The organism is Sporosarcina psychrophila, assembly GCF_001590685.1.
In the GTDB taxonomy this organism is placed as follows: Bacteria; Bacillota; Bacilli; order Bacillales_A; family Planococcaceae; genus Sporosarcina; species Sporosarcina psychrophila.
The window spans coordinates 1,384,785-1,409,938 of sequence record NZ_CP014616.1; the positions used below are offsets into that span (position 1 = coordinate 1,384,785).

Here is a 25,154-nt window from a genome sequence, read left to right on the forward strand (position 1 = left end):
TTTATCATCTAGACTTCGGTGCTCTTGTTCTTAGCTCTTTTTCTTCATTAAAATCACGATGAACTGGACAATAAATGCCAGTCCCAATCCAAAGGAAGAAATGATGAACAAGGACAAGATTCCGAGTACATCACCTATCCCATTCGGATTCATTAACAAGCTGCGGAAAAACTCTGCAAAACCGAGAGCCACACCAATCAAGAAAATCCTGAAAGCAATTTTCAAATTGTAAAACAGCAGTAAAAATGAAAAAACACCGATGATTAGCCCGAAAAGACCAAATGTTAAGTAGTTTGTAAAGACAAGCGTTTGACCCAAAACAGTTCGAACACCTACTATGAGAAGAACGAAACTTGTAAGTCCAGTGAAAAAACCGATCTTCCAGAACTTGTTAATCATAAAACGCACCCACTTCCATTGTTCATCATATCGAATAATGGTGTGATTATGCCAATGAAAGCATTAAAAAAGTGAAAACGTAAGCGGTTTGCTCGCCAACCGATCAAAACCTTCGCGGAAGCAATCATATCCCCGGCTAACCGATCATAACTGACTCGGAAGCAATCATATCCCCGACGAACCGATCATAACCGACGCGGAAGCGATCATATCCCCGGCCAACCGATCATAACCGACGCGGAAGCAATCATAACCCCGACGAACCGATCATAACGGACGCGGAAGCAATCATATCTCCGACGAACCAATCATAACCGACGTGGAAGCGATCATATCCCCGGCTAACCGATCATAACTGACGTGGAAGCAATCATATCTCCGTCCAACCGATCATAACCGACGCGGAAGCGATCATATCTCCGTCCAACCGATCATAACGGACGCGGAAGCAATCATATCTCCGTCCAACCGATCATAACGGACGCGGAAGCAATCATAACCCCGTCCAACCGATCATAACTGACGCGGAAGCAATCGTATCTCCGTCCAACCGATCATAACTGACATCCAACCGACCATATATGCAACGAACTAAATAATCCCCCAAGCAATCAAAAAAATCCCATTCCTCATATCAGAGGAATGGGATTCATAAACTTATAAGTTATTTCTTCGCAATTAGGATAAGTTTCCCTTGGTCAAGTTCTGCCTCTGCATCGGCAGCTTCTGCCGTGGATAGTCCTGCAGCTTCCATCTTGCTACGGAGTTCATCTCCGCGAGAAGAGAACATGTTTTTCATACTATCCAAGAAACCTTGTTCTTTCATACCTACGCTTTCTGTATCTAGCGCATCCGTTATGTGACTGGCTCTCTTTTTGTCATGTGCAAAAATATAAATCTCATCATGTGTATATCCTTGTGTTACCAATTTCTCGATTTCTTCCTTTGCCTGAACGGCGTTTTCAACAGTTTTTTTAATAGTCATTTAAATTACCTCCATTTTTTGTTCTCCTTTTTTATATTCCCCAAAAAGGTAAGGACTAAACAAAAAAATGAAAGTGCGGATCATCTGGGTAAACTTTGATAGGTCCGGATGAAATAAGTTGGGTCTGTATCGACTTCATAAGTGAAGACACCTTGGGTTGTATGTAAATAGAAAAATCCTGCTCCGCTGGAAAACGGCTTATAGGACATATCATGCACGTGTTCTAATCTGAATGTATTTCGTGAAGTTGAAATCGAGTCAGTATATAAATGGATACTATGCACGGTACGCTTTGTTTTTTGGTCATACCAACCCATAACTCGTTCGACTGAAATATACGTAAGTGTAGCAACAGTTTGCTTGATCGATTCATTCATTGAAATTCCTCCGTTATCACAATTTATATTCATCATTATCCCCATCCTAACAGGTATTTATCGATATCCAAAATAGGTAGTTTTTTCATGTGTAAAAGTCCCTCGATGGGGAATGGACTGTATAAGGAGGTAGATACGATGAAGAAAATTTCTATTTTCATCTTGACCATGGCATTATCCTTTGTGCTTGTTGCTTGCGGGAACGCTGAAAAAAATATTGATAAGGTAGTGGACGAACCTATTACGGGAGAGAATAGTAATGGGGACACAAATGGTGCGACTTCGACGGAGGGAACTAGTAGCCCTGAAACTGAACAAAATACAGATACCGTCAATCAAGATGATATGCAAAAAAAGATGGATGAACTTGGCTATGCTGATTTCGAACTAAAGCTTGACTATGCGAATCATCAGGAATATGAGGCAGAGCTTGAAAAAAATAGTGACAATTCAATCGATGCAGAAATTGAGGATTCACTTAATAATATCAAGAAAAAGGGGACAGAGGCATTCAATGAACTGTATCCATTGGTGAAACAGTTAACAATTACTCAACAGACAGGGAAGGAAGCTGCCATTCAAGAAGTAATGAAGGTATTCGATTTACCGACAGATTATACGGAATTTGAGCTAGAAATTCGATTTAAAGACGGTACAAAAATCGAATTTGAAGATGATAAATAAACAATAAATAGCTTCAATAATAGGTTGTGAAAATCTCCTCGGTTTAAATGCCGGGGAGATTTTTGTCTGAATTGTTAAAGACAACCTGACCTAAATAAGGAGAATATAGGGCAATAAATGTTACAGATTTGTTAATTGTCTATTTTTCAAAAGAGAATTCTTGACTGGATAAAAGACTAGCACTACAATGAGTAATGTGGAGATGAGTAGTCATGAAAATTAGGGAATTCAAGTTGAATGAAAGTGGGCTAAACCGCTTTTTTGGGCCTCTTGAGGCAAAGATTATGGACGTTTTATGGAATGATGTCGAAATGACTATTAAAGATGTTCAGCAAGTACTTGAACATGAAAAATCAACGAATTTCAATACAGTAATGACTGTTATGAATCGATTAGTAGACAAGGAGATTCTTTGCAAGAGACTGGAAGGACGGTCGTTTTTGTATAAACCGCTTCTATCAAGGGAAGAATTTTTGACTACACAGTCGAAAGAAATGACAAATGAGCTGATGGATGAATTTGGAAATGTTGTAGTAAGTCACATGCTGGATGCACTTGAAGATGTAGATGATGCTCTCGTGGCCAAGCTCGAACAGAAAATCAAAGAACTGAAAAAGGGCATGTAACGTATGTACAAACGTCAATCATTAAGTATGCTTGTTGTGTCACTCATAATTTCAGGGACGATTTATCTTCAAATGGGTTTGTATCTGATGTCGATCATAGCAGGCTGGGATATTGGTCATAACCTTGTTGTCGTCTGTCACGGTTGGATCAAAAATATTGGCTTGTCTTCTCTTGAGTATGTCCTCGATGCATTTGTCATTTATACGTTGTTATTTTCGATATGGAAAATAGGATCACAATTTTATCATGCTTCACGAATGAAAAAACGATTTAAGCAGTATGAAGAAAATACGCTCACAACCGAAATGAATCAAACTTATAGCGATGGAAAAGATGGATTTATTGTGATCTCGCATCCTTCACCGATTGCAATCACAATGGGATTTGTTCGTCCTAAAATCGTATTATCGACGGGATTGATAAGCCTATTAAATGACGATGAATTAAATGCAGTCATTTCTCATGAGATGTATCATCAAAAAAATCGTGACCCCCTTACCATCTTTTTGATGTCACTTTGTTCGTCCACGATGGGCTATATTCCGATTCTAAAATGGTTTAATCAGAAATATAGCATCATTAAGGAATTGTCAGCCGATGAATATGCAATTGAAAAACAACAGACGTCTGTTAACTTAGGGAGCGCGCTTTTAAAGATGCTTAAAGTGTGCAAACATGAAAAAATGCCTTTTGTCTATGCGTCATTTGCTGATACATCTGTCAATTATCGGATTGACTATATCTTGAATCCGTTAAAAGGAATCCAAATAAAGCTACCTGTGAAGGTTATGCTTCTGTCAGTAACGATTTTTTGCTTCATTTGTGCACTATTTATTTACGCTCTTGCGTAAATTTTTATTTCATTACACTACGTCATGTAGTTCAAATTAGGAGTGTTTACCTTGTCTAAGAAGATTTTTTGGATTGTTGGTTTAGTAGTTATTTGTATCGTAGGAGTTATTGTTTTAACGGATGCCAATCAAAAGTCAACCGTTATAGATGTAGAAGGGCAACCGTTCTTGGGTGAAGAGTCAGCACCAGTTGACATTATTGAGTTTGGTGATTATAAATGTCCAAGTTGTAAAGATTTCAATGATAGACTTTTTCCGGTTATTTACAAGGAGTTAGTTGAAACGGGGAAAGCCAAGTTTTACTTTATGAATTACTCCTTTATAAACATCGATTCAAATCGATCCGCTCAATTTGCAGAAACGGTTTATCAAGAATTAGGGAATGATAAGTTTTGGACTTTCCATGAATTATTATTTAGTAAGCAACCAGAAGATTTAACCTACGAAAAAAAGGACTTATATACGGAGTCATTTTTGGAAGAGGTTTTAGCGGAAGTGGCAACTGAAGAAGAAACGAATAAAGTAATGCAGTCATTTGGTGAAAGCAAGGGGAAAGAAGCTTGGGAGAAAGATATGAAAACGGCCAATAACCTAGGTGTATCCTCCACACCAACAATCTTTATAAGTGGAAAACAATTTACGGGTAGTACGTTAGATGATTTCACAAAAATGGTGGAAGAGGCGGCTGCTAGTGGTAAGTAAACCGCTCCTCCTTGCCTGGTTAGCATCGATTACAGCGATGATAGGAAGTTTGTTTTTTAGCGAGCGTATGGGCTTTGTACCATGCACTTTCTGCTGGTATCAGCGAATAGTTATGTACCCACTAGTTCTGTTCCTTGGCATGGCATTTTATCGAAATGACCGCGATATATATAAGTACGTACTTCCGATGTCAGTCATAGGCATGCTTCTATCTGGTTATCATTATGCGTTGCAGAAACTGCCTTCATTGCAAGAATTCAGTACGTGTACGAGCGGGGTTCCATGCTCGGGACAATATATTAATTGGTTTGGTTTTGTAACGATTCCTTTTTTGGCACTCATTGCTTTTACTTTTATTACGGCGATGATGTTGATGCTTTGGAGACGTAAATAATAGTATGAGTAATGCCTCCCTGAAATCATTGGGGGGCATTCTTCAAATATAGGAAAGTATAGGTTTGTTCGACATAGAATGGTGTCTAGACTCTAGACTCTATCCACAAGCCGCTCGGGGCCAATAGAATGTGGGTCTCATGTAGCTGTTGCCGCAGGACGCGGCGTACTTAGGCTATATTTCCTTGAAAGCAATCCGGCTTTGTGGCAAAGAGCGCCACGTCGTACCTGCAAGAATGCAGTCGTCGCGATCTTAGAATGCCTTCCCCTTAATCGACTTATGCCTGCTATTCTTTTTGGCGCCTTGCGCTTTTATGTAAGTGTATCGCTATTTTATTCTGTTACGTGACAACTATCAAAGAAACAAGTATGATGAATAAGGTTGTTTCTGTCAATGAATCTGACAAATATTATTGAAAGTGAGTCTATGTATGACTATAATTCAAAACATAATCAGCTTCATATTACATATTGATGAGCATTTGGTTGAAATTATTCAAAATTTCGGCTCGCTGTCATATGTACTATTATTCTTAATCGTGTTTGTTGAAACAGGATTAGTTATTTTCCCATTCTTACCAGGTGATTCTTTGCTATTTGCAAGTGGGGCTCTTGCTGCAATGGGGGCATTTAACATTGTACTTCTCCTTATTGTGTTCTTTACTGCGGCTGTCATTGGGGATACTGTAAATTATCAAATCGGTAAAAAAGTTGGGACAGCGATCAAGCCTAATAGCTTAATTGGTAGAGTCATTGATCAAGAAAAAATGGATAAAGCAGAGAAATTCTTTAATAAACACGGTGGTAAAACGATAGTGATTGCCCGCTTTATGCCGTTCATTCGTACATTTATACCTTTTGTTGCAGGGGCTAGTCGTATGAATTATCGCTACTTTTTCATTTATAATGTAGTGGGCGCAATTCTATGGGTAGGAATTTGTACGATTGCAGGTTATTTCTTCGGGAATATTCCTATCATTAAAGATAACTTCTCCACTGTTATTTTATTAATTATCTTTGTGTCTGTTCTGCCAGTTGTTATCAGTTTTATGAAGAGTCGTTTGAAGAAATAATGAATGTATTGCTAACAAGGAAACACCTCCTAAGCGGATAAGCCTAGGAGGTGTTTTTGTCTATTATCTTTCAGGTCTGTTGATTAACCATTTTCTTTCATAAAGAGCAGGTAAGAAAGGCTTGAAAAAACCCATTTTCACTGAATCATTTTCGGTCCGCTTTTGGCGAACTAGTCATGATATCTTTACCGAGGGGCAAGTGTGACGGATGAATAAGCACCATACGATTATCGAAAAACGATGTGTAGGGATGCGACGAGGCCACATCCCTACACATCAAGAAATCTCGATAATCGTATAGAGGCCTTTCAATCCAAAGCGATCCAAATTTAATGTACACGAAGCTCCTGCTGTTTGATTAAGTTATTTACTGGTTGTTTTTGGTTAATCAACACATGTGATTATCTTTGAATCTTTTTGATGTCCTTCGACATTTCCTTGACATAGGATGCATCTACATAATTATATTCATTCACAATACTGCCTTGCTGATCAATCAAATAAAAGTTAGTCCCGTGAATGACTTGATTGGATGAGGAAGGTTTTTGTACAATTGTTTGAAATTGATCCCTTGCGAAAGCTTCAATTTCTTCCTGTGTATATCCCGTTAATATATGCCAATTCTTTTCATCGTCCGTAAATTGGTGGATGTACTCTTTTAACACATCTGGTGAATCAATTGTTGGATCGACAGTGAATGATACGAATTCGACTTGAACGCCTTCATCCTCGAACTTTTTTTGCAAATCCGCCATCTCTAGTGTCATCGGGGGACAGACGGTCTTACATTTTGTGAAGACGAAATCAGCAATCCAGACTTTCCCCGTTAGTTCATCTGTACCGAAAGGCTGTCCATTTTGGTCTGTATAAGAAAATGGGACTATTTCCTTTCCACTATGAGGTACAGAACTGCAAGCGGAAAGCAAGACTGCAATGACAAGGGGAATAAACAGATAGCATATGTTTTTCAAATTACACCTCTTCTTGTTCATCAATAGATAAGCCGGGCAATCGAATCGTTACGATTGTTCCTGTCATGGTGTCGCTAGTCATCTCGAAAGTTCCGTTGTGCAGTCGGATGATTTCTTTGACAATAGGGAGCCCTAAGCCTGTTCCACCGGTTGTCCGATTCCGGGCTTTATCTGTCCTGAAAAAACGATCGCCAATTCGCTCTAGATCTTCATCGTCAATAAGAATTCCATCATTTGTCACTCGGAATTGAAGGAAAGCATCTTTTTTCGTTAATTCAATTGCCAAGGTTCCGTTTGTGGCGGAATACTTCACGGCATTGTCTATGGTATTGTAAAAAATTTGTTGAATTCTTTTTGGATCAGCTGTTAGAATAAGTTCTTCTTCTATAGTCAATTCGAGAGATAATTCTTTTTCTGCAATATGAATCGTGAACAAACCAACTGTATCTACTAATAATTGCGCGATGGCAATAGGCTGAATGTCAATTGTATACAAATCTTCTTGAAGATGATTTAATTCCACAAGATCAGTGATCAATTTGGTCAGTCGATCTGTTTCTTTTTCAATCGTTGTCAAATAGCTTTGTGCTTCTTCGGGCGATGAATATATTTTGTCTTTAAGAACATGCGTGTAACCGCTAATATAGGTGAGCGGTGTACGGAGTTCATGCACGATGTTTGACGTGAATTCCTTTTTTCGTTCTTCCTGTTGTTCAAGTGAAAGGCTCATCAAATTGAACGCCTTCGTCAATTGGCCGACCTCATCGTTCCTTTCGCTTTGAATCCGGTTTGAATAGTTCCCTTTAGATACTTCAAAAGAAAGTCGCTGAAGATCTTGCAACGGTTTGAATAAAGAATGCCAAGTGCGATTGACAACTAAGAAGAGTATGAAGAAAAATAAGCAGCCAACGATCAAAAGTATTGGAATGCTTCCCCGGAATACATCTTGAACTGCCGCAAGTGGAACATAAATATAGATGAAACCGATAAGTCCGTTCTCACCTTTGATTGGAAAAATGGCGCCTAGAATTTCATGGTTAAGTTCTTTTACGAATCCCTCTTTTAATACATAGGCTCCTTTTTCCAACTCAGCCATGTCATTTGCATCGACAAGTGTTTCATAATTGACCTCGTAAGGGAAATAGGAAGTGAGATCCTTTAAGTTATCAACTACGATAATTTCATATTCTGACACGATGTTATACCATTGGATTTTATCGATGATTTCATCACTTAATTCCCCGTAATGGTAATGAGAAGCCGTCCTTTTCCCTTGATAGACAATGGATTCTTCAATACTTGTCAAATACAATTCAGAATAGAGATAATGGATGAAGAAAAAGGAAAAAAGAATTGTAAACCCGATACTGGAAATCAGGACTATACCTATTTTTATGCTTAATGTAAGTGTCTTCAATCTTCACACCTCGAATTTGTAGCCGATACCCCAAACTGTTTCAATTAGATCACCGTTATTACCCATTTTAAGTCTTAACGTTTTGATATGTGTATCGACTGTACGCTCGCTACTTTGATGTTCTTCACCCCAGACGATGTGCAGCAGTTGTTCCCTTGAATAGACGCGACCTTTATTTTTAGCAAGCACATGAAGCATACCGAACTCCTTTAATGTTAATAATAAGGGTTTTCCATTCAATGACACAGTATGTGCTCCATTATCGATTACGAGTGGCCCGACAGTTAATGTATCGGCAACTGGTATATTTTGATAAGATCGTCTCAGAACGGATTCAATCCTTGCAAGAAGCTCTCCCGGTAAAAATGGTTTGACAATATAATCGTCGCCGCCAAGCTTTAAACCTTGTATTTTATCCCATTCATCTCCTTTTGCTGATAGAAAGATGAGTGGGATTGTCGATGTCCGCTTTATTTCTTTGGCGAATGTAAAGCCATCCATGAAGGGCATCATTACATCTACTAGTAGCAACTGTGGATTTGTTTGGTCTATCAAAGACAGTGCATGGATCCCATCTGTAGCCTCGACGACAGTGTAACCTTCTTTTTCGAGGAACATTCGAATCAGTTTCCTCATTTGTGGTTCATCGTCTATAATCATAATGGTGGATGAATTCAAGATAAAACCTCATTTCAATTATAGGTTGCTAATTGTACTCATTTTCTCTAATAAATGTGAAAATCATGTGAAGCGCGGTAGTTCACACTTAGTTCTAACTTATCTATTATAATCATAACGAACATAAGGAACTACGTTAAGTAAAACGACTATGGGGGAATCTTGATGAAAAGGAAATTTGGTTTGTTAGTGGGGCTATTCATGCTGGCCGCTATGGCAGCATGCGGTAAAGAAGAAGCGGTAAAAGTGGACGAAACAGGAGTACCTCTACCGCTGGATGTGAAGCTAACAGTGACAGAACAAGTTGATGTGAATGGTATTATAAAAATGGAAGCAGTTGTTACACAGGGCGATGACAAAGTAGATGACGCTAATGAAGTTGAATTTGAAGTATGGGAAGAAGGAAAAAAAGACGACAGTTTCAAGGTTGAATCGACGAATGACAAAGACGGTTTGTACACAGCAGAAACTTCTTTTGAGCATGACGGTCTTTTCCACGTTCAAGTGCATGTAACAGCAAGAGGTTTGCACACAATGCCGAAAAAAGAAGTGACAGTAGGTAATGGCGGGAATTATGAAGAAGCCATTGAAGGAGAATCTGAACACGAACATGGGCATGCAGAAGGATTTTCGATGCACTTCATGAAACCTGAAAATATGAAGTCCGGCGAATCTACTGAATTTGTCGTTCACCTGCAATTAGATGGAAAACCATTTGAAAAAGCACAAGTACGCTACGAAATCTGGAATGAAGAAAATCCGGACAAACACGACTGGGTCGACGTTGAAGAATTAGTTGCCGGTGAATATACAGCTTCATACACATTTGCACAAGTAGGTCCGTACAAAATTCAAATCCACGTAAAAGACGATAAAGAATTACATGAACATGAAGAACATGCGATAGAAGTTAACTAAAATGAGCACGGAGAGTACCTGACAAATAAGTCAAGTACTCTCCGTGCTTTTTTTTGTGAATTATACTTGAATATCTTTACGTTTGCTGGAGGAAGGTATATTTAACTCCTCTCTATACTTACTAATTGTTCGCCTAGAGATTGTGATGCCCTTTTCGCGATTAAAGTATTCTGCTATTTTTTGGTCAGAATAGGGTTTGAATTTATTTTCCTGAGCTATAAAATTCTCCAAAAGTGTTTTCACTTTCGTTTGAGAAATGCTAGTGCCGTCCGCAGTTTCTAACTTCGAAGTGAACAGAATTCGGAGGTCGAAAGAACCGAACGTGGTCTGAATGACTTTGTTGGTAGTCGCTCTGCTGACAGTTGATTCGTGCATTTCAATTTCATCAGCTACTTCTTTTAGCGTTAATGGTCTCAATGAAGAGAGTCCATTTATAAAAAAACTTTCCTGTCTATCTAACAGGACTTGCACTATTTTAATAATTGTATTTCGGCGCTGTTCAATACTGCTAAGAAGCCATTCTACATTTTTATATTGAGTATGAATATATTTTGATACATCATTTTTCGATTGAAGATGTTGCGTGTACTCTTTATTGACATGAATAGCTGGTAAATAGCCGTCATTCAAATGGAAAACTAATTTATCATCTTTTGATTCGACAATAATGTCAGGAGTTAAATATTCAGTTGGAAAATTGGAAATAAATGTGCCTGGCCTCGGGTTAAGCGTTTGTATGAAATCGTAAAGCTCTTTTACTTCCCTCATTTCGATGTTCATTTGTAAGGCGATTTCATTCCATTTATGGTCAGCAAGCAAGTTTAAATGATGTTCTACTAAAAAGGCAGCTGACTTTTGTTCAGGATAGGTGTATGTAATTTGCAAGAGCAGGCATTCCTTTAAGTCTCTAGCCCCAATTCCTACTGGACCCACTTCTTGAAGTAAAAGAATTCCTTTATCAATATCAAATTCATCAAATTCTAGATAGAAATCTGGATCCTTACCAAGAACACGTAAATAGCCATTGTCATCCAGATTATAAATGAGATACTTTAACAAATTTTGGATGTGTTCGTCTGGATAAATGAATTTTGCGTCATCGAATAGTGTGTCCCGCATGTTTCTTTCAGTACACTGGAATAGATCCTCCGGCATCTCGGAAGAACCAAAAGTAGATGTCCGCTGATTCACTCTCTCTTCATATGTATTTTTTTCTTTCAGTTCGATAATCGGATTTTCAAGCTCTTGTTGCCTTATAAATTGTTCAAGTTCATACGTCGAGTATTGAAGTATTTCAATTGCTTGTCTTAACTCGAATGTCATTAACAGATTCTGTTCCTGTCGTTGTTGGAGTACGAGCACCATAAAACCCCTCCTTTTGAAGCTGATAAGTAATGTAAGCGTTTTCAAGTAGTGGTCTTAAGTGTACCATATGTTTCTGAAAACTTCGATAAGAAAAGAAGGTAATGTTGAATGAGAAGGTAGGTAAAACTGGTGCCATTATAGTGATGGATACTGATTTGACTATCTCATTTGCGAATAGGGATGTCGTTATGATTTTTACATTTATTTATGCGAAATTGAGTAAGTACTATTAGAAAAACATTTCATAAATGCCGATTATGATGAGCAAAAGTCCGGCGATTTTAGAGGAGTACTTGCCGAATAGTGTATTGCCAATTGTATTACCAATTTTAATACCTAGAGAAATTGAAATCAGTGAAAATAGTCCAATTGAGATTGAAGTGAAAAGCGGAGAGAAGCCTGTAATACCTGCCCCAAAACCAATTGTTAAGCAGTTTAAGGAAAGTAGAAATCCCAAAAAAGTTGATTCTTTTAAAGTGATTTTCATTGGTTGTTCTAAACCTAGAAATACGGGGCTATTGTCTTCTGTTTGAATGGATTTATTTTTAGTGAAAAATGGCAATGGCGCGATAAACCATATACCAAGGACGGTAATTAAGAAGCCACCAGTGAAGTTAGCCATTGATTGTGAAAAGTAATTGGATAAAAAACTCCCCGCTGATATGGAGAAGAATGCAAATGCAATAGAAATAATAGAAATAATGAAATTGTATAGGAAAGGAATTCTTTTTAATTTTAAGCCGTATGAAACACTTATTGCTAAATTATCAATGTTTGCAGCAATACCGATTAATAATATAGATATCCATTGCATACTTATTTCCCCCTGCAACTGTTTGTTATCATCTATCTATATGAGCAAATGGGAAATAGCGTGCGGGCCCGGTTTACGAAATGATGGGGGAGCGATTGATACAGGCGAATAAGACTCCGTTTTGTTTTTTTATTGGCATTTCTAGTTGGAGTGTGGTATAAATATTGATATTACGCCTATACCATAGTAAACAACTTGGAATAATATACTTGAAAAAAGGAGTTTTGTTATGGGACGCGAATTCATCGATATTTTTGATGAGTGGATTCACTTGTATGACGCATCAGTTGCTGGGGAGGATCCTGAATACCGTGATGTATTTGAAGGCTATGACGAGATTCTAAATGCTGTCACAAGCAAAGTTATTGGAACTATTCTTGAATTCGGTACAGGGACGGGAAATCTGACAGCAAAATTAATAGATGCCGGCCATCAAGTAATTGGCATTGAACCGAACACTGCGATGCGGCGATTAACGGCAGAGCGATTTCCTTCAATTGAGGTCAAGGACGGGGATTTAATTGATTTTGAAACTGATGGTATAACAATTGATTCAATCGCAAGTTCATATGTATTTCATCATTTAACAGATGAAGAAAAAGGAGTTGCACTGAAGAAGTATGCACAGTTGTTACCGATAAATGGAAAAGTCGTCTTTGCCGATACCATTTTTATAACGGAAGATGCAAAGCAGGCTCAGATAGATAAGGAGCGGGCAAGAAATTTTCAAAATGTTGCAGACGATTTAGAACGTGAATATTACACAATACTGCCCGTATTATTGAAACTATTTTTAGAAGCCGGATTCGAAGTGACGTTTAAACAATTGAATGATTTTGTCTGGCTAATGGACGCGACTAAAAAATAAGGGGAGACTACGATGGAAAAGTTGAATGTTGAAAGTTTTAACTTAGATCATACGAAAGTTGCGGCACCGTACGTGCGTTTAGCGGGGACTAAACAGGGAAGTCATGGTGATGAAGTGTATAAGTACGATTTACGTTTCACACAACCTAACAAACAGTTTATGAAAATGGATGCACTACATTCCATCGAGCATTTAATGGCGGAGAACATTCGAAATCATTCTGATAAAGTTGTTGATCTTAGTCCGATGGGTTGCCAAACCGGCTTTTATCTATCTGTTATCAATCATGATGATTACGAAGAAATTCTAGTCATTTTAGAAAACACTTTGCGAGATGTACTCGTAGCGACGGAAGTGCCAGCGTGTAACGAAGTGCAATGTGGGTGGGCCGCAAACCATAGTTTGGAAGGTGCCAAAGAGTTAGCGGGAAATATGCTTGCGAAAAAAGATGAATGGCGCCATGTGTACAAAGAGGAAGTGTAATGAAAGTTTACGGTAGTGTACAAGAATTAGTTGGAAACACGCCGGTTGTTGAGATTAGTCGTATTCATATTCCAAATAATTGTCGGATATTCGCAAAGCTAGAGTATCTAAATCCAGGAGGAAGCGTAAAGGATCGACTCGGATTAACACTCATTGAGGATGCAGAGCAATCGGGAAGTTTGTTGCCGGGTGGAACAATTATTGAAGCGACGGCGGGAAATACGGGTATCGGCTTGGCTCTTGCAGCGATTGGAAAAGGCTATCATGTGATATTTGTCGTTCCAGAAAAGTTTAGTTTAGAAAAACAAACACTTATGCGTGCACTTGGTGCTGGAATTATCAATACACCAACCGAACTAGGCATGGGTGGTGCGATTGAGAAAGCGAAAGAGCTTGTTTTACAAACACCCGGTGCTTTTACACCCTCACAGTTTTCAAATCCCGCAAATCCGGCGACGTATATGAAAACACTTGGACCCGAATTATGGCGTGATTTAGATGGGGAAATCGACGTTTTTGTTGCGGGAGCGGGGTCTGGTGGTACATTTATGGGGACCTCGCAGTTTTTGAAAGAACGCAACCCGGGTGTGAAAACAGTTGTCGTGGAACCTGAAGGCTCTATACTCAACGGTGGAGCAGCAGGATCTCATGTAACAGAAGGAATTGGAATGGAGTTTTTACCAGACTACATGGACCCAACGTATTTTGATGCCATTCATACAGTTAGCGACGAGGACGCGTTCATGCAATTGCGTTCATTGGCGAAAAATGAGGGGTTGCTCGTTGGAAGTTCTTCTGGCGCTGCATTCTATGGTTCTTTACGTGAAGCTGAAATTGCGAAAGCGGGAAGCCATATTGTTACCATTTTTCCTGATTCCAGTGAGCGTTATTTAAGTCAGAACATCTATGATCTATTTAAAGGGAGAGAATAATTCATGCGTGCAAAAACGAAATTAATCCACGGCGGTATTGTTGGAGATGCAACGACAGGTGCAGTTTCCACACCCATATATCAAGTAAGTACGTACAAGCAACAGACAGTCGGTCAATTTAACGGGTATGAATATTCACGTACAGGTAACCCAACTCGTCATGCGCTAGAAGTATTAATTAGCGATTTAGAAGGCGGAAAAGCGGGCTTTGCTTTTGGCTCCGGAATGGCAGCGATTAGTTCGGTTATAATGTTATTTAGTAAAGGTGACCATATTGTTCTAACAGACGATGTATATGGTGGAACATACCGTGTCATTACGAAAGTATTAAATCGCTTTGGCATCTCGGCAACATTCGTTGATTCTAGTGATATCACGAAAGTGGATGAAGCAATTAAAGAAAATACAAAAGCGATTTTCTTGGAATCCCCAACGAATCCACTGTTAAAAATAACGGATATTGAAGCTGTTACTAAGCTTGCAAAAGAAAAGGGATTGCTCACAATTGTCGACAATACGTTTATGACCCCATATTTTCAACAACCAATCGCTCAAGGCGCAGATATTGTATTGCATAGTGCGACGAAATATATCGGAGGTCATAGTGACGTCGTAGCAGGGCTTGTCGTGGTAGCAACAGAGAAACTTGCAGAGGATTTACATTTCATTCAAAACTCGGTGGGCGCTATTCTTGGGCCACAGGATTCATGGTTATTGATTCGCGGTATAAAAACGCTCGGACTTCGTATGGAAGAGCATAATGTGAATGCGCAGAAAATCGCGGAGTTTTTAGATGGACACGCGGCAGTGGGGAAAGTGTATTATCCGGGACTTAAAACACATCCGGGCCGAGAATTGATGACAAGGCAAGCGACCGGCTTCGGTGGTATGATTTCGTTCGATGTTGGAAGCGAAAAGAAAGCTGATGAGTTGCTTGCAAAATTGCGCTACTTTACGCTTGCGGAAAGTTTGGGAGCAGTTGAAAGTTTGATTTCTATACCTGCACGCATGACACATGCGTCAATTCCGCGTGAACGCAGATTGCAACTAGGGATTACAGATGGTCTTGTACGCATTTCGGTAGGAATTGAAGATGTGGAAGATTTACTTGAAGACTTGGCAAAAGCGTTAGCATAACAGTACGAAAAGCTATTCACATTCATCGTGAATAGCTTTTTTTCGTTCATATAAAAAAGACATTCAAAATTCTATACAGAAAATTTACACACTCTTTACAGGAAATTTACACGTATATGAGAAAATTGAGTATAAATTCCTGTGAGGTGGTTATTAAATTGAGTCGATTGGCACAAGAAGTCGTTAAGAAGATAAGATTTGGAAAAGTAAACTGGACGAATGTATCTTCTAGAGTTACCAACATCACATTTAAAACTCGATTACTTTTCGCAATTCTAACAATCCTGCTAATATCCACGGTTACAATAGGATTCACAGCGTATGAAAAAATGACGAAAAGCACTATTGAACTCGTCTCTTCCCATTTGGAACGAGAGGTGACAATTGTCAATGATCTAGCGAAAACATTGATGTTGATACATATCGGGAATAAGGAAAATTTTATGTCTGCTCTTGAAGAGGTTGTTAAGAGGCAGCATGTATCATTAACTCAAGATGGTTATAATGCAACGATGTTTTACTCAAAAGATGATCAGCTGATTCCCTTTGCGGTTAGTAAAAATACAAATCTGAGCTTGTCCAATCAAATTGTGGAGAAAATCAATCAAGACGGTAAAGGTATTTTACATGAAACGATCCAAGGAAACCCGCATACTATTAGCTATTATCGTGTTCAAGAGTTAGGCGGGGAATTTGTTATTGTTGTTCCGGACAGTGATTATTTGGCGGATACGAAAGAAATGGGAACCCAAATTTTGATATCGATCCTAATTGCGTTAATCATTGCATTGTTACTGATTGCGCCAACGATTCACCGAATGACGAAACCGATAATTGTATTGCAACAAAAAATGCGCATGGTCAGGGAAGGGGATTTAGGAGTTGATTTGGCGATTCAATCTTCTACACCTGAATTCCAATCGCTCATTAAAAGCTTCAGGATGATGATTGAAAGTATGTCCTATATGCTCGTGGAAATAAAAAACACTAGTATACAACTAGCACAGACTGGAAGTCATTTAAACGTCAGCTCAACTGCACTGCTGACAAAAAATGATTATTTGAATGCTCAGGTTTCAGAGTTGGAGACGATTGCTGCAGAGACGGTTTCTGTATCAGCAACACAGCAGCAAGCCTTCCAGCAGATGAAAGTTCAAATGGCTACGTTGTTTAATGAAATGGAAGAAGTTTTTCATGAGTCAACGATTACAAAACAAGTCGTGAAAACAGGAGAGACTTCGACAATCGAGGCAGCAAAAATGATGAGAATCTTCTTCCGAAGTATGGAAAGTGTCATTCAAACGATTGATGACTTACATGAAAAGTTCATGTCCGTTTCTAGTGTAGTTAGCACCATTGATAGCATTACTGACCAAACGCGTATGCTTGCATTAAATGCGAAAATCGAAGCAACTAGAGCTGGAAAAGCAGGAGCAGGATTCTTAGTGGTAGCAAATGAGGTCCAACGATTAGCGGAGCAATCGGCTAACGCTACAGGAGAAATTAAAGGTACTATTTTACAAATGGAACAATCCGTTGATAGGACTACTTTGAATATAGAAGAGATGCAAGTAGATGCAACAAATTTTGAAAGTATTACACAAGAAAATAGTGGGAATTTCAAGGCCGCTGCAGATCAAATCAAGGTATTGGATCGAAGGTTATTTGTTATGAAAGATCACTTGAACTCGTTGGAAAGCGGACTACCGTTATTGGAGGCATCTACGAAACAAGTAGAAAATGTTTCCGGAAAAAATAAAAGTAATGCAGCTCAAATGATGCGCGCATTTCAGGAACAATTTGAAGCGATGCAAGCTGTTGAAAAAACGGGGTCAGAGTTATCTTCTCTTTCCAATAAACTGTTGGTTAACGCCAATCAATTCACTACTTCAATTTGATTTACTGAATCGACGGATAGTAACCTGTATAATGAAAGAAACAAAATAGTCAAAGGGGGACTTTTCTTATGGCACAACATCACTTCCATTTAAAAGCTGACTGGCCAGGTTTACGGAATGATATAGGAACAATCGATGCGGGAAATTTAAAGACGGAGATTTCAATTCCAACCGAAATGGACGGGCCGGGAATTGGTACAAATCCGGATGAAATGCTGCTAGGTGCAGCGGCGACATGTTATATTATTACACTTGCGGCTATGATGGAGCGAAGTAAATTGGAGAAAGTCGCCTTGACGATGGAGTCAGTTGGTGTTGTCGATGTAACGAACGGTGTCATTACATATAAAAAGATTATTCATAAACCAGAAATCGTATTGAAAAAGGACGCAACTGAAAGGGATGAAGCACTGGCACACAAGCTTGCGGAAAAAGCTGAAACGTCCTGTATGATTAGTCGTGCTATCAAAGGAAATGTAGAAATTGAGTTAGATACAACTGTAATAAAATAGAATGCTAAGATGTTCAAAAACCGTGCTCTATGGAGTGCGGTTTTTTTATACGGAAAAATAAGATTGTATTTAACGTAGATGAAGTGTATATTTGTTTATATAAAAACAGTGTGGAGAGAAAGGTGTTTATGTTTAAATGGATATGTCACTAGATTACCCGGTAGAAGTTATGGAAAAGGGATACATCGAAGAGAATCGTTATTATCGCTGTTTATTATGTGGTGAAGAAGTTGAAAAAGGGATCATTTATCCTGTAGGAGATGTACTTTTCACAGATTGGCGTTATATGGAACACCATATTGAAAGGACGCATGGCAGTGTTTTTGAACGATTACTCTCAGGTGGTAAGGAACAGACGGGGCTGTCCGACCAACAGTCGAAATTGCTTTCTTTGATTTACGCAGGAAAGACAGATAAAGAAATTCAACAGGAACTGAAAATCGGAAGCATGTCGACGATTCGTAATCATCGTTTTTCATTACGCAAAAAAGAAAAACAAGCAAAAACCCTGCTGGCTCTCATGAATTTAGTGAAACGGCAACAAGAAATCGTAACAGATGAACCGAATATCGATAAGCCGAATGAGAAATCATTTGAACCTTCAACAGAATTAGCGCGCTATTTCTCTGAGGAGGATGGGCGTTTGAAAACACTACGTATGAAAGAGCAAGAAAAAAATCGCCTGTTAGCAGAAATTGCGTTGCTCTTCAAACCGAATAAAGTGTATTCAGAAGGTGAAGTCAATGCGATTTTGGTGACGATCTTCGAAGATTATATGCTGTTACGGCGGGAGATGGTCGACCGTGATGTGTTAACGCGTAATGCTGAAGGAAGTGCATATCGCCTTGTGCAAAGTCTAGAAAAAGGAGATGTCGATGAAATGGATTTTAAAAAAGAAATGAAATTGAAAGCGAAAGAAGATAAACCGAGTTATGGAATATTTCAAATCAAGAATGTAAAGAACGGGAAGCTTTTTGTAAATTCGACACCGAATTTCAAAACATTGAACGGATTAAAATTCATGTTAACTACCGGCGGGCATAAAAATAAAGAACTACAAACCGATTGGGATGAACATGGAAAAGACAATTTTGAAATTGAAATACTTGAAACGATAGATGAAAAGGATTGGCAGGGGATTAGTAAAAGTAAAATCCTTGAGAAGCAGTTGGATAAGTGGGTAGAAGAGTTACAGCCATATGGGGAAAAAGGATACAATCGTATTAAAAAAATGTGATAGTTAGTTAAGAAGACACGTCTGTTGATCAGCCATTTATTTGCATAAAACACTGGTGAGTAAGGCTTGGAAAATCTATTTTCACTGGACCATTTCGAGCACTCTAGTACCCTGTACAATTTGTTCCTCGCTTACTTTTAGCAGAGATTATGCATCTATCCATGTGATGTCTTATAGAAAGTGACACTTCTTTAAAATAAATAAGAAAAAACCATATAGAAATCATCAGCCGCCAAAATTACATCTTTGGCGGCTTTTATCCAGGTAGACAATCGTCTATTCTTTTGTCCCAAAAAGCTTTAGCACTTCGTGTACTAATGTATTTGGAGCGCGACGGATGAAGGACCACCATACGATTACCGAAAAAATATGTAGGGATGCGACAAAGTCGCATCCCTACATATTCAGATATCCCGGTAATCTTATAGAAGTCATTCAATCCAAAGCAATCTAAAGTAAATCATACACGTAGCGCGCCCATAGTGTGATCAAGTTATTTACTGGCCGTCTTTTTCATGTCTACCAAGGCGCCTTCCGCTTTTCTTATGTTCACTTATTGGGCGTATCCTGTTCAGGCTTTTTAATTGGCACGAGATTAAAAATATCATGATCTTCAAAAGCATCAACAAGACGATCGAGCCAATCGTAATAATCTCGTAGGTATAGTAATTTTTCAATATCTATAGTTACTTCTTCTCTCAATTCATCATCTATCGCGGGATCGTTTACTAGTCCTTCCAGTTCAGCCAAAGACCTTCTTATTGCGGCTGAATGCAAGGAAACAGATCTTCTCCACTTTATTGAAAATAGGTCAATAAAGCTTTGATACCAATCATCCTTCACTTGATAAAGGTCTTTTCGGACCCCTCTTTTCCAAGCACGTTCCACTAACTTCAAATCGGATAGTGCTCTGACAGATGTGCTCATGCTCGTTTTACTCATCCCGAGTTCTTCTGTCATGTCATCCAATGTTAACGGCTCATTATGAAAAAACATCGTGCCATACTGTCTTCCAGCAGAAGGTGTAAGACCATAAAGATGTATATTTTGTGCGATGGATTCAATAATCCTCTCACGAGCTTTTTCAAGTTTTTCATTACCGTTCATACAACGTCTTCCCTCCACTATAACCGGCATTTATTAACCGATCCAGCTCATTTCTTATAGCGTATTATATCCTATCTTAAAAAGCAATTCGTAGCAATAAAAGTTCGTACAGTTTTTTCTGTACAAACCATTTAAATTGAGAAAACGGTTGTAATGCAAAAAAAAGACAGCTATACTAGAAGACATTCGTCAGTTTTGAAAATATAAGGAGTGTATGTATGAGTGAACAGATTGCCAGTAAGAAAATCCAAGTGATAAACACCACAAAGATTTTCGGTAAAAATGCGAAGCGGGCTTCCCAGCTTCTAAATGAAGGAAAAACAAAAGGTGAGATTTTGAAAGCCACCGGCGCAACAGTCGGGGTGAAAAATGCATCATTCGATGTGTACGAAGGTGAAATATTTGTCATTATGGGATTGTCAGGTAGCGGAAAATCAACGCTTGTTAGATTACTGAACAGGCTGATTGACCCAACAATGGGCAATATCCTGCTAGACGGTGAGGACATCGTTGGGATGAATAAAGAACAACTTCGTAATGTAAGGCGTAAGAAAATTGGAATGGTATTTCAAAACTTCGCACTCTTTCCCCACAAGACGATTCTTGAAAACGCGGAATATGGCTTAGAAATCCAAGGAGTAGCGAAGGCAGAACGTCAAGTCAAAGCGAAAGAATCCTTAGGACTAGTCGGACTTGCAGGATATGAAGATCAATTCCCTAGCCAGCTGAGCGGAGGCATGCAACAGCGTGTTGGTTTAGCGAGAGCGCTAGCTAATGGACCAGATATTTTGCTGATGGACGAAGCATTCAGTGCGCTTGATCCGTTAATCCGCAAAGATATGCAAGACGAATTATTGCAACTTCATAATGATATGGGGAAAACAATTATTTTCATTACGCATGACTTAGATGAGGCACTTCGTATAGGCGACCGCATTGCATTGATGAAAGACGGGGAAATTGTTCAAGTGGGTACGCCCGAAGAGATATTGATGAGTCCGTCGAATGAATATGTAGAACGCTTTGTTGAAGATGTGGATCTTTCTAAAGTATTGACAGCGGGACATATTATGAAAAAAGCAGAGACGGTTCAAATCGACCGTGGAGCGAGAGTAGCTCTTCGAATGATGAAACAACTTGGGATATCTTCAATTTACGTTGTCGATAAAGCAAAGCGTCTTTTAGGTGCGGTCACGGCCCAAGATGCGAGTTTGGCTATTGAAACAGGGAAGACACTTGAAGAAATAATGATTACCGACCTTCCGATGATTCTTCTGGATACCGTGCTAATCGATCTGTTCGATATCGTATCGACAGCGGTTATTCCGGTTGCAGTCGTTGATGAAAATAACAAGCTACAGGGAATTATTATTCGTGGTGCATTGATTGGTGCATTATCAGGTGATAATCAGTTTATCAATAATAACGGAACTTTCGATTCCGATGAACATACGGATACGGAGGCGAAGATAAATGGATAAATATTTACCTCGTTTGCCATTTGCAGAGTGGATTGACAATGGAGTCGATTGGCTCGTACTAACTTTCGGTACAGTGTTTGACGGGATTTCAGATTTTCTCAAAGGAATAGTTGAAGGATCAGTGGAATTGCTCGATATCGTGCCATCTATTTTACTTGCCGTGCTATTTGCCTTGCTTGCGTGGTTCGTATCTACTCGCCGCATTGCCATATTTACATTGTTCGGCTTGCTGTTCATCGATTACTTGGGCTATTGGTACCCGATGCTGCAAATGCTGGCGCTCGTACTCACCTCTGTATTCTTCGCACTGATAATCGGAATTCCAGTCGGTATTTGGGGATCACAACAAGCGACAGCAAGAAAAATCATCAATCCCTTATTGGATTTGATGCAAACCATGCCGGCATTCGTTTATTTATTGCCAGCTATATTCTTCTTTAACATCGGGGTCGTCCCAGGTGTTGTGGCATCTGTTATCTTCTCAATGCCGCCAACAATTCGTTTGACAATGCTTGGAATAGAACAAGTTCCGAAAGATTTAATCGAAGCGACAGAAGCATTTGGTTCTACAACTTGGCAGAGATTGAGCAAAGTACAAATTCCGCTTGCAAAACCTACAATTATGGCGGGTGTCAATCAAAGTATTATGCTTTCCCTATCGATGGTCGTTATTGCATCGATGGTTGGTGCGCCAGGGCTTGGTGAAGAAGTTTACCGAGCTGTTACACAACTGAAAACGGGTGTTGGTTTTGAAACCGGATTGTCCATCGTTATCGTAGCCATCATTTTAGATCGCATCACGCAACACGCAGGAAAGAAAAAACAAGGGGGAACTAAACTATGAAATTAACAAAAAAAGTATTAGGACTTGGAGCGGTTGCTCTGCTTGCAGTAGGACTTGCTGCATGTGGCAGTGACAAGAATGAAGCAGACGGAGACTCCACGAAAACAGTTGGTGAATCAGTAGACTATAAGATTACAGGTATCGATCCAGGTGCAGGTATCATGGAAGCTACTGAAAAAGTACTTACAGAATATGACCTTACAGATTGGGATCTTACAACAGGTTCAAGTGCGGCAATGACAGCTTCACTGAAAAAAGCTTATGACAAAGAGCAACCGATTATCGTTACAGGTTGGACACCGCATTGGAAATTTGCGAAATACGATTTGAAATATCTTGAAGATCCAAAAGGTGTGTACGGTGGGGAAGAGCAGATCCGTACAATCGGAAGAATCGGATTAGCAGAAGATCTGCCAGAAGCGCACCAAATCTTATCGAAGTTCAACTGGACTGAAGAGGATATGGGAGAAATAATGGTAGCTATTCAAGAAGGTGAAAAAGAAGACGCGGCAGCACAAAAATGGGTTGAAGCAAATGAAGAAAAAGTGGCTGTATGGACAGAAGGCGTTGAAAAAGTGGACGGCGACAAGATCAAACTTGCTTACGTTGCATGGGACAGTGAAATCGCTAGTCATAACGTCATGAAAATTGTTTTAGAAGATATGGGTTATAAAGTGACATTAACACAAGTTGAAGCAGGTCCATTATGGACTGCAGTTGCTGACGGTAGTGCAGACGCATCGCTTGCAGCTTGGATGCCATTAACACATAAAACATATGCTGATAAATTCGAAGGTAAATTCGAAGAACTTGGCGTCAATATGGAAGGTGTCAAAGTCGGTCTAGTGGTACCGAAGTATATGGACATCGATTCAATTGAAGACTTGAAGAAATAAGTAATAGAATGTCAGTGTTATTTAAACGCGAGCAATAGGATAATGAACCCGGAAGAACGCTGTAATATGCAGCGGTTTCTCGGTTTTATTATATGTTGCAAATGCAATGGTATTCTTATTTCATCATATATAGAAGACTCTGCTCTGTTCAATCAGACTGAGTCTTTTTTGATTTTATGGCAGCAGTATGATAACTTTAAGTCGGCACGTATAAACAAACTCTTCGGGGCAAGGTGAAATTCCTTACCGGCGGTGATCGAGCATAGCTCGTCAGTCCGTGACCCGTCCTTCCTTGCTTGGAAGGCGGTGGAGCTGGTGAAATTCCGGCACCGACAGTTATAGTCTGGATGGGAGAAGTTGTTTGGATATACGTGCTGTGCTTGCAGGCTCTGCCCTTTCAAAAAACGAAAGGGGGAATGCCAATGGACCCTCAACATTATATGAGACTTGCTCTTGAACTGGCGCGTAGTGCACAAGGACAAACCTCGCCAAATCTACTTGTTGGTGCTGTTTGTGTGAAAGACGGCCGGATTTTAGGGACTGGTGCGCACTTGAAAGCTGGGACACCTCATGCTGAAGTGCATGCGCCGGCAATGGCAGGTGCGAATTCTATTGGTGCGGATCTATACGTGACACTGGAACCGTGTGCCCATACTGGGAAAACAGCTCCGTGTACAGATCTCATTATTTCATCTGGAATTCAACGTGTTTTTGTTGCGTCTATCGATCCGAATCCCTCCGTCAATGGAGCGGGAATCGGGCTTCTTAAAGTTGCTGGGATTGAAGTCATTACCGGCATTTTACAGGAAGAGGCAGAGCAGTTAAACCAAGCATTTTTTCATTTCATCAGATACGGGAAACCATACGTTACCTTGAAAGCCACCGCAACTCTTACCGGTAGACTTTCAACGCAGAACGGGGACAGCAAATGGATTACTTCGGCTGCATCACGAACCGATGTCCATCACCTCCGCCATACCCATGATGCTATTTTGGTAGACGTACAAACCGTACTTCACGATAACCCTTTCCTCACCACCCGTTTGCCCCATGGTGGAAAGAACCCAATTCGAATTAATTTAGACCGGCATCTCAGGACGCCAAATCAGCGAATGTTGTTACAGACCGCGCTGTAGAAACAGTTATTTTTACACTCGATTCAACACATTCTGAAACTACTTTTTTTGAACATCCTTTAGTTTCAATTAAAAGGATTTCAGAAAACGTATCTTTTTTGAATGAAGTTTTAAAACGTTTTGCTGATAAAGAAATCATGACGTTGTTCGTTGAAAGCGGAAGCAAAGTTCATTCCAATTTCATCAATGAAGGTCTCGCAGATGAACTGTATTTGTATATGGCTTCGAAATTATTCGACAACGGTTCTTCATTGTTCATGAATGATACTTGGAACCTAATGGCAGAAAGCGAATCCCTGCGTTTTTTAGATGTGCGACAAATAGGAGACGATTTCAGCTTTCATGCCAGGTTTCTGAAGGAGGATTGAC

At 39.4% G+C, this 25,154-nt stretch carries 26 protein-coding genes, 1 pseudogene and 1 riboswitch; of the genes and pseudogenes, 18 read left to right on the plus strand and 9 right to left on the minus strand.

The genetic code is table 11. The features are described 5' to 3' along the window. Positions 1–30: 30 nt before the first annotated feature. The 3 genes from AZE41_RS06670 to AZE41_RS06680 form a co-directional block, all read right to left on the minus strand. Positions 31–399 (minus strand): hypothetical protein, encoded by a 369-nt coding sequence (locus AZE41_RS06670; RefSeq protein ID WP_067207106.1) that lies wholly within the window; start codon positions 397–399, stop codon positions 31–33. Between the two features lie 664 nt (positions 400–1,063). Further along, positions 1,064–1,384 carry a YflT domain-containing protein gene (locus AZE41_RS06675; protein WP_067207109.1) on the minus strand — a complete coding sequence of 107 codons (321 nt, stop codon included), beginning with the start codon at positions 1,382–1,384 and terminating at the stop codon, positions 1,064–1,066. 80 nt (positions 1,385–1,464) lie between these two features. Further along, positions 1,465–1,761: a hypothetical protein gene (locus AZE41_RS06680; RefSeq protein WP_156475981.1), complete on the minus strand. Its 297-nt coding sequence runs from the start codon at positions 1,759–1,761 to the stop codon at positions 1,465–1,467. A 138-nt stretch (positions 1,762–1,899) separates the two neighbouring features. On the opposite strand from AZE41_RS06680, the gene AZE41_RS06685 reads away from it, so the two are divergent. The 6 genes from AZE41_RS06685 to AZE41_RS06710 all read left to right on the plus strand — a co-directional run bounded on the left by AZE41_RS06685 (position 1,900) and on the right by AZE41_RS06710 (position 6,091). After that, positions 1,900–2,445 (plus strand): YusW family protein, encoded by a 546-nt coding sequence (locus tag AZE41_RS06685; RefSeq protein WP_067207115.1) that lies wholly within the window; start codon positions 1,900–1,902, stop codon positions 2,443–2,445. 212 nt (positions 2,446–2,657) lie between these two features. Beyond that, on the plus strand, positions 2,658–3,071 hold the full coding sequence (locus AZE41_RS06690; RefSeq protein ID WP_067207119.1) for a BlaI/MecI/CopY family transcriptional regulator: 414 nt from the start codon (positions 2,658–2,660) through the stop codon (positions 3,069–3,071). A gap of 3 nt (positions 3,072–3,074) precedes the next feature. Beyond that, positions 3,075–3,923 (plus strand): M56 family metallopeptidase, encoded by an 849-nt coding sequence (locus tag AZE41_RS06695; RefSeq protein ID WP_067207122.1) that lies wholly within the window; start codon positions 3,075–3,077, stop codon positions 3,921–3,923. 42 nt (positions 3,924–3,965) lie between these two features. Then, positions 3,966–4,625, plus strand: a complete 660-nt coding sequence (locus AZE41_RS06700; protein ID WP_231885782.1) for a DsbA family protein — start codon at positions 3,966–3,968, stop codon at positions 4,623–4,625. Beyond that, complete coding sequence (locus tag AZE41_RS06705) at positions 4,615–5,019, plus strand: disulfide oxidoreductase (RefSeq protein WP_257722504.1); 405 nt, start codon at positions 4,615–4,617, stop codon at positions 5,017–5,019. The genes AZE41_RS06700 and AZE41_RS06705 overlap by 11 nt, the downstream gene beginning before the upstream one ends. A 430-nt stretch (positions 5,020–5,449) precedes the next feature. Beyond that, complete coding sequence (locus AZE41_RS06710; protein ID WP_067207129.1) at positions 5,450–6,091, plus strand: DedA family protein; 642 nt, start codon at positions 5,450–5,452, stop codon at positions 6,089–6,091. Between the two features lie 401 nt (positions 6,092–6,492). On the opposite strand, the gene AZE41_RS06715 is transcribed toward AZE41_RS06710, so the two are convergent. The 3 genes from AZE41_RS06715 to AZE41_RS06725 are packed head-to-tail and all read right to left on the minus strand — an operon-like array spanning position 6,493 to position 9,157. Beyond that, entirely contained in the window at positions 6,493–7,062 is a 570-nt protein-coding gene (locus tag AZE41_RS06715) for an SCO family protein (protein WP_231885783.1), read from the minus strand. A gap of 1 nt (position 7,063) precedes the next feature. Beyond that, positions 7,064–8,479, minus strand: coding sequence for a sensor histidine kinase (locus AZE41_RS06720; RefSeq protein WP_067207132.1), 1,416 nt, complete (start codon positions 8,477–8,479; stop codon positions 7,064–7,066). A gap of 3 nt (positions 8,480–8,482) precedes the next feature. Then, the gene (locus AZE41_RS06725) at positions 8,483–9,157 is read right to left on the minus strand and encodes a response regulator transcription factor (RefSeq protein WP_231885784.1); all 675 of its coding nucleotides are present in this window, start codon (positions 9,155–9,157) and stop codon (positions 8,483–8,485) included. Between the two features lie 165 nt (positions 9,158–9,322). Here AZE41_RS06725 and AZE41_RS06730 point away from each other — a divergent pair, with 165 nt between their 5' ends. Then, positions 9,323–10,075, plus strand: a complete 753-nt coding sequence (locus tag AZE41_RS06730) for a FixH family protein (protein ID WP_067207135.1) — start codon at positions 9,323–9,325, stop codon at positions 10,073–10,075. Between the two features lie 60 nt (positions 10,076–10,135). Here AZE41_RS06730 and rpoN read toward each other — a convergent pair whose 3' ends face one another. Together rpoN and AZE41_RS06740 are read right to left on the minus strand one after the other, a co-directional pair. Beyond that, complete coding sequence (rpoN, locus tag AZE41_RS06735; protein WP_067207138.1) at positions 10,136–11,440, minus strand: RNA polymerase factor sigma-54; 1,305 nt, start codon at positions 11,438–11,440, stop codon at positions 10,136–10,138. Between the two features lie 229 nt (positions 11,441–11,669). Continuing rightward, positions 11,670–12,254 carry a manganese efflux pump MntP gene (locus AZE41_RS06740; protein ID WP_067207141.1) on the minus strand — a complete coding sequence of 195 codons (585 nt, stop codon included), beginning with the start codon at positions 12,252–12,254 and terminating at the stop codon, positions 11,670–11,672. Between the two features lie 229 nt (positions 12,255–12,483). On the opposite strand from AZE41_RS06740, the gene AZE41_RS06745 reads away from it, so the two are divergent. The 7 genes from AZE41_RS06745 (at position 12,484) to AZE41_RS06775 (ending at position 19,321) form a co-directional block, all read left to right on the plus strand. Beyond that, entirely contained in the window at positions 12,484–13,122 is a 639-nt protein-coding gene (locus AZE41_RS06745) for a class I SAM-dependent methyltransferase (protein ID WP_067207148.1), read from the plus strand. 12 nt (positions 13,123–13,134) lie between these two features. Beyond that, on the plus strand, positions 13,135–13,605 hold the full coding sequence (locus tag AZE41_RS06750) for an S-ribosylhomocysteine lyase (protein ID WP_067207151.1): 471 nt from the start codon (positions 13,135–13,137) through the stop codon (positions 13,603–13,605). Continuing rightward, entirely contained in the window at positions 13,605–14,537 is a 933-nt protein-coding gene (locus tag AZE41_RS06755) for a PLP-dependent cysteine synthase family protein (RefSeq protein WP_067207154.1), read from the plus strand. Before AZE41_RS06750 ends, AZE41_RS06755 begins: the two co-directional genes overlap by 1 nt. Positions 14,538–14,540: 3 nt before the next feature. Then, entirely contained in the window at positions 14,541–15,674 is a 1,134-nt protein-coding gene (locus tag AZE41_RS06760; RefSeq protein WP_067207156.1) for a bifunctional cystathionine gamma-lyase/homocysteine desulfhydrase, read from the plus strand. Positions 15,675–15,832: 158 nt separating this feature from the next. Beyond that, complete coding sequence (locus AZE41_RS06765; protein ID WP_067207158.1) at positions 15,833–17,572, plus strand: methyl-accepting chemotaxis protein; 1,740 nt, start codon at positions 15,833–15,835, stop codon at positions 17,570–17,572. 68 nt (positions 17,573–17,640) lie between these two features. Beyond that, positions 17,641–18,084, plus strand: a complete 444-nt coding sequence (locus AZE41_RS06770) for an OsmC family protein (protein ID WP_067207165.1) — start codon at positions 17,641–17,643, stop codon at positions 18,082–18,084. A gap of 136 nt (positions 18,085–18,220) precedes the next feature. Then, entirely contained in the window at positions 18,221–19,321 is a 1,101-nt protein-coding gene (locus tag AZE41_RS06775; RefSeq protein ID WP_067207168.1) for a DUF2087 domain-containing protein, read from the plus strand. A 549-nt stretch (positions 19,322–19,870) separates the two neighbouring features. Here AZE41_RS06775 and AZE41_RS06780 read toward each other — a convergent pair. Next, entirely contained in the window at positions 19,871–20,428 is a 558-nt protein-coding gene (locus tag AZE41_RS06780; RefSeq protein WP_067207171.1) for a GbsR/MarR family transcriptional regulator, read from the minus strand. Positions 20,429–20,646: 218 nt separating this feature from the next. Between AZE41_RS06780 and AZE41_RS06785 the strand changes: the two genes are divergently transcribed. The 4 genes and pseudogenes from AZE41_RS06785 to ribD all read left to right on the plus strand — a co-directional run bounded on the left by AZE41_RS06785 (position 20,647) and on the right by ribD (position 25,153). After that, positions 20,647–21,909 carry a quaternary amine ABC transporter ATP-binding protein gene (locus AZE41_RS06785; protein WP_067207174.1) on the plus strand — a complete coding sequence of 421 codons (1,263 nt, stop codon included), beginning with the start codon at positions 20,647–20,649 and terminating at the stop codon, positions 21,907–21,909. Beyond that, positions 21,902–22,753, plus strand: coding sequence for an ABC transporter permease (locus AZE41_RS06790; RefSeq protein WP_067207181.1), 852 nt, complete (start codon positions 21,902–21,904; stop codon positions 22,751–22,753). The genes AZE41_RS06785 and AZE41_RS06790 overlap by 8 nt, the downstream gene beginning before the upstream one ends. Continuing rightward, complete coding sequence (locus AZE41_RS06795; RefSeq protein WP_067207184.1) at positions 22,750–23,649, plus strand: glycine betaine ABC transporter substrate-binding protein; 900 nt, start codon at positions 22,750–22,752, stop codon at positions 23,647–23,649. Before AZE41_RS06790 ends, AZE41_RS06795 begins: the two co-directional genes overlap by 4 nt. A 215-nt stretch (positions 23,650–23,864) precedes the next feature. Next, positions 23,865–24,012, plus strand: a riboswitch (FMN riboswitch). Between the two features lie 77 nt (positions 24,013–24,089). Next, positions 24,090–25,153, plus strand: a pseudogene (gene ribD, locus AZE41_RS06800) (bifunctional diaminohydroxyphosphoribosylaminopyrimidine deaminase/5-amino-6-(5-phosphoribosylamino)uracil reductase RibD). Position 25,154 lies beyond the last annotated feature (1 nt).

Bases quoted from the DNA above. Each gene is read 5' to 3' on its own strand.
- AZE41_RS06670 (WP_067207106.1), bottom strand. From the start codon at position 399: ATGATTAACAAGTTCTGGAAGATCGGTTTTTTCACTGGACTTACAAGT.
- AZE41_RS06675 (WP_067207109.1), bottom strand. From the start codon at position 1,384: ATGACTATTAAAAAAACTGTTGAAAACGCCGTTCAGGCAAAGGAAGAA.
- AZE41_RS06680 (WP_156475981.1), bottom strand. From the start codon at position 1,761: ATGAATGAATCGATCAAGCAAACTGTTGCTACACTTACGTATATTTCA.
- AZE41_RS06685 (WP_067207115.1), top strand. From the start codon at position 1,900: ATGAAGAAAATTTCTATTTTCATCTTGACCATGGCATTATCCTTTGTG.
- AZE41_RS06690 (WP_067207119.1), top strand. From the start codon at position 2,658: ATGAAAATTAGGGAATTCAAGTTGAATGAAAGTGGGCTAAACCGCTTT.
- AZE41_RS06695 (WP_067207122.1), top strand. From the start codon at position 3,075: ATGTACAAACGTCAATCATTAAGTATGCTTGTTGTGTCACTCATAATT.
- AZE41_RS06710 (WP_067207129.1), top strand. From the start codon at position 5,450: ATGACTATAATTCAAAACATAATCAGCTTCATATTACATATTGATGAG.
- AZE41_RS06730 (WP_067207135.1), top strand. From the start codon at position 9,323: ATGAAAAGGAAATTTGGTTTGTTAGTGGGGCTATTCATGCTGGCCGCT.
- rpoN (WP_067207138.1), bottom strand. From the start codon at position 11,440: ATGGTGCTCGTACTCCAACAACGACAGGAACAGAATCTGTTAATGACA.
- AZE41_RS06740 (WP_067207141.1), bottom strand. From the start codon at position 12,254: ATGCAATGGATATCTATATTATTAATCGGTATTGCTGCAAACATTGAT.
- AZE41_RS06745 (WP_067207148.1), top strand. From the start codon at position 12,484: ATGGGACGCGAATTCATCGATATTTTTGATGAGTGGATTCACTTGTAT.
- AZE41_RS06750 (WP_067207151.1), top strand. From the start codon at position 13,135: ATGGAAAAGTTGAATGTTGAAAGTTTTAACTTAGATCATACGAAAGTT.
- AZE41_RS06755 (WP_067207154.1), top strand. From the start codon at position 13,605: ATGAAAGTTTACGGTAGTGTACAAGAATTAGTTGGAAACACGCCGGTT.
- AZE41_RS06760 (WP_067207156.1), top strand. From the start codon at position 14,541: ATGCGTGCAAAAACGAAATTAATCCACGGCGGTATTGTTGGAGATGCA.
- AZE41_RS06770 (WP_067207165.1), top strand. From the start codon at position 17,641: ATGGCACAACATCACTTCCATTTAAAAGCTGACTGGCCAGGTTTACGG.
- AZE41_RS06775 (WP_067207168.1), top strand. From the start codon at position 18,221: ATGGATATGTCACTAGATTACCCGGTAGAAGTTATGGAAAAGGGATAC.
- AZE41_RS06780 (WP_067207171.1), bottom strand. From the start codon at position 20,428: ATGAACGGTAATGAAAAACTTGAAAAAGCTCGTGAGAGGATTATTGAA.
- AZE41_RS06785 (WP_067207174.1), top strand. From the start codon at position 20,647: ATGAGTGAACAGATTGCCAGTAAGAAAATCCAAGTGATAAACACCACA.
- AZE41_RS06790 (WP_067207181.1), top strand. From the start codon at position 21,902: ATGGATAAATATTTACCTCGTTTGCCATTTGCAGAGTGGATTGACAAT.
- AZE41_RS06795 (WP_067207184.1), top strand. From the start codon at position 22,750: ATGAAATTAACAAAAAAAGTATTAGGACTTGGAGCGGTTGCTCTGCTT.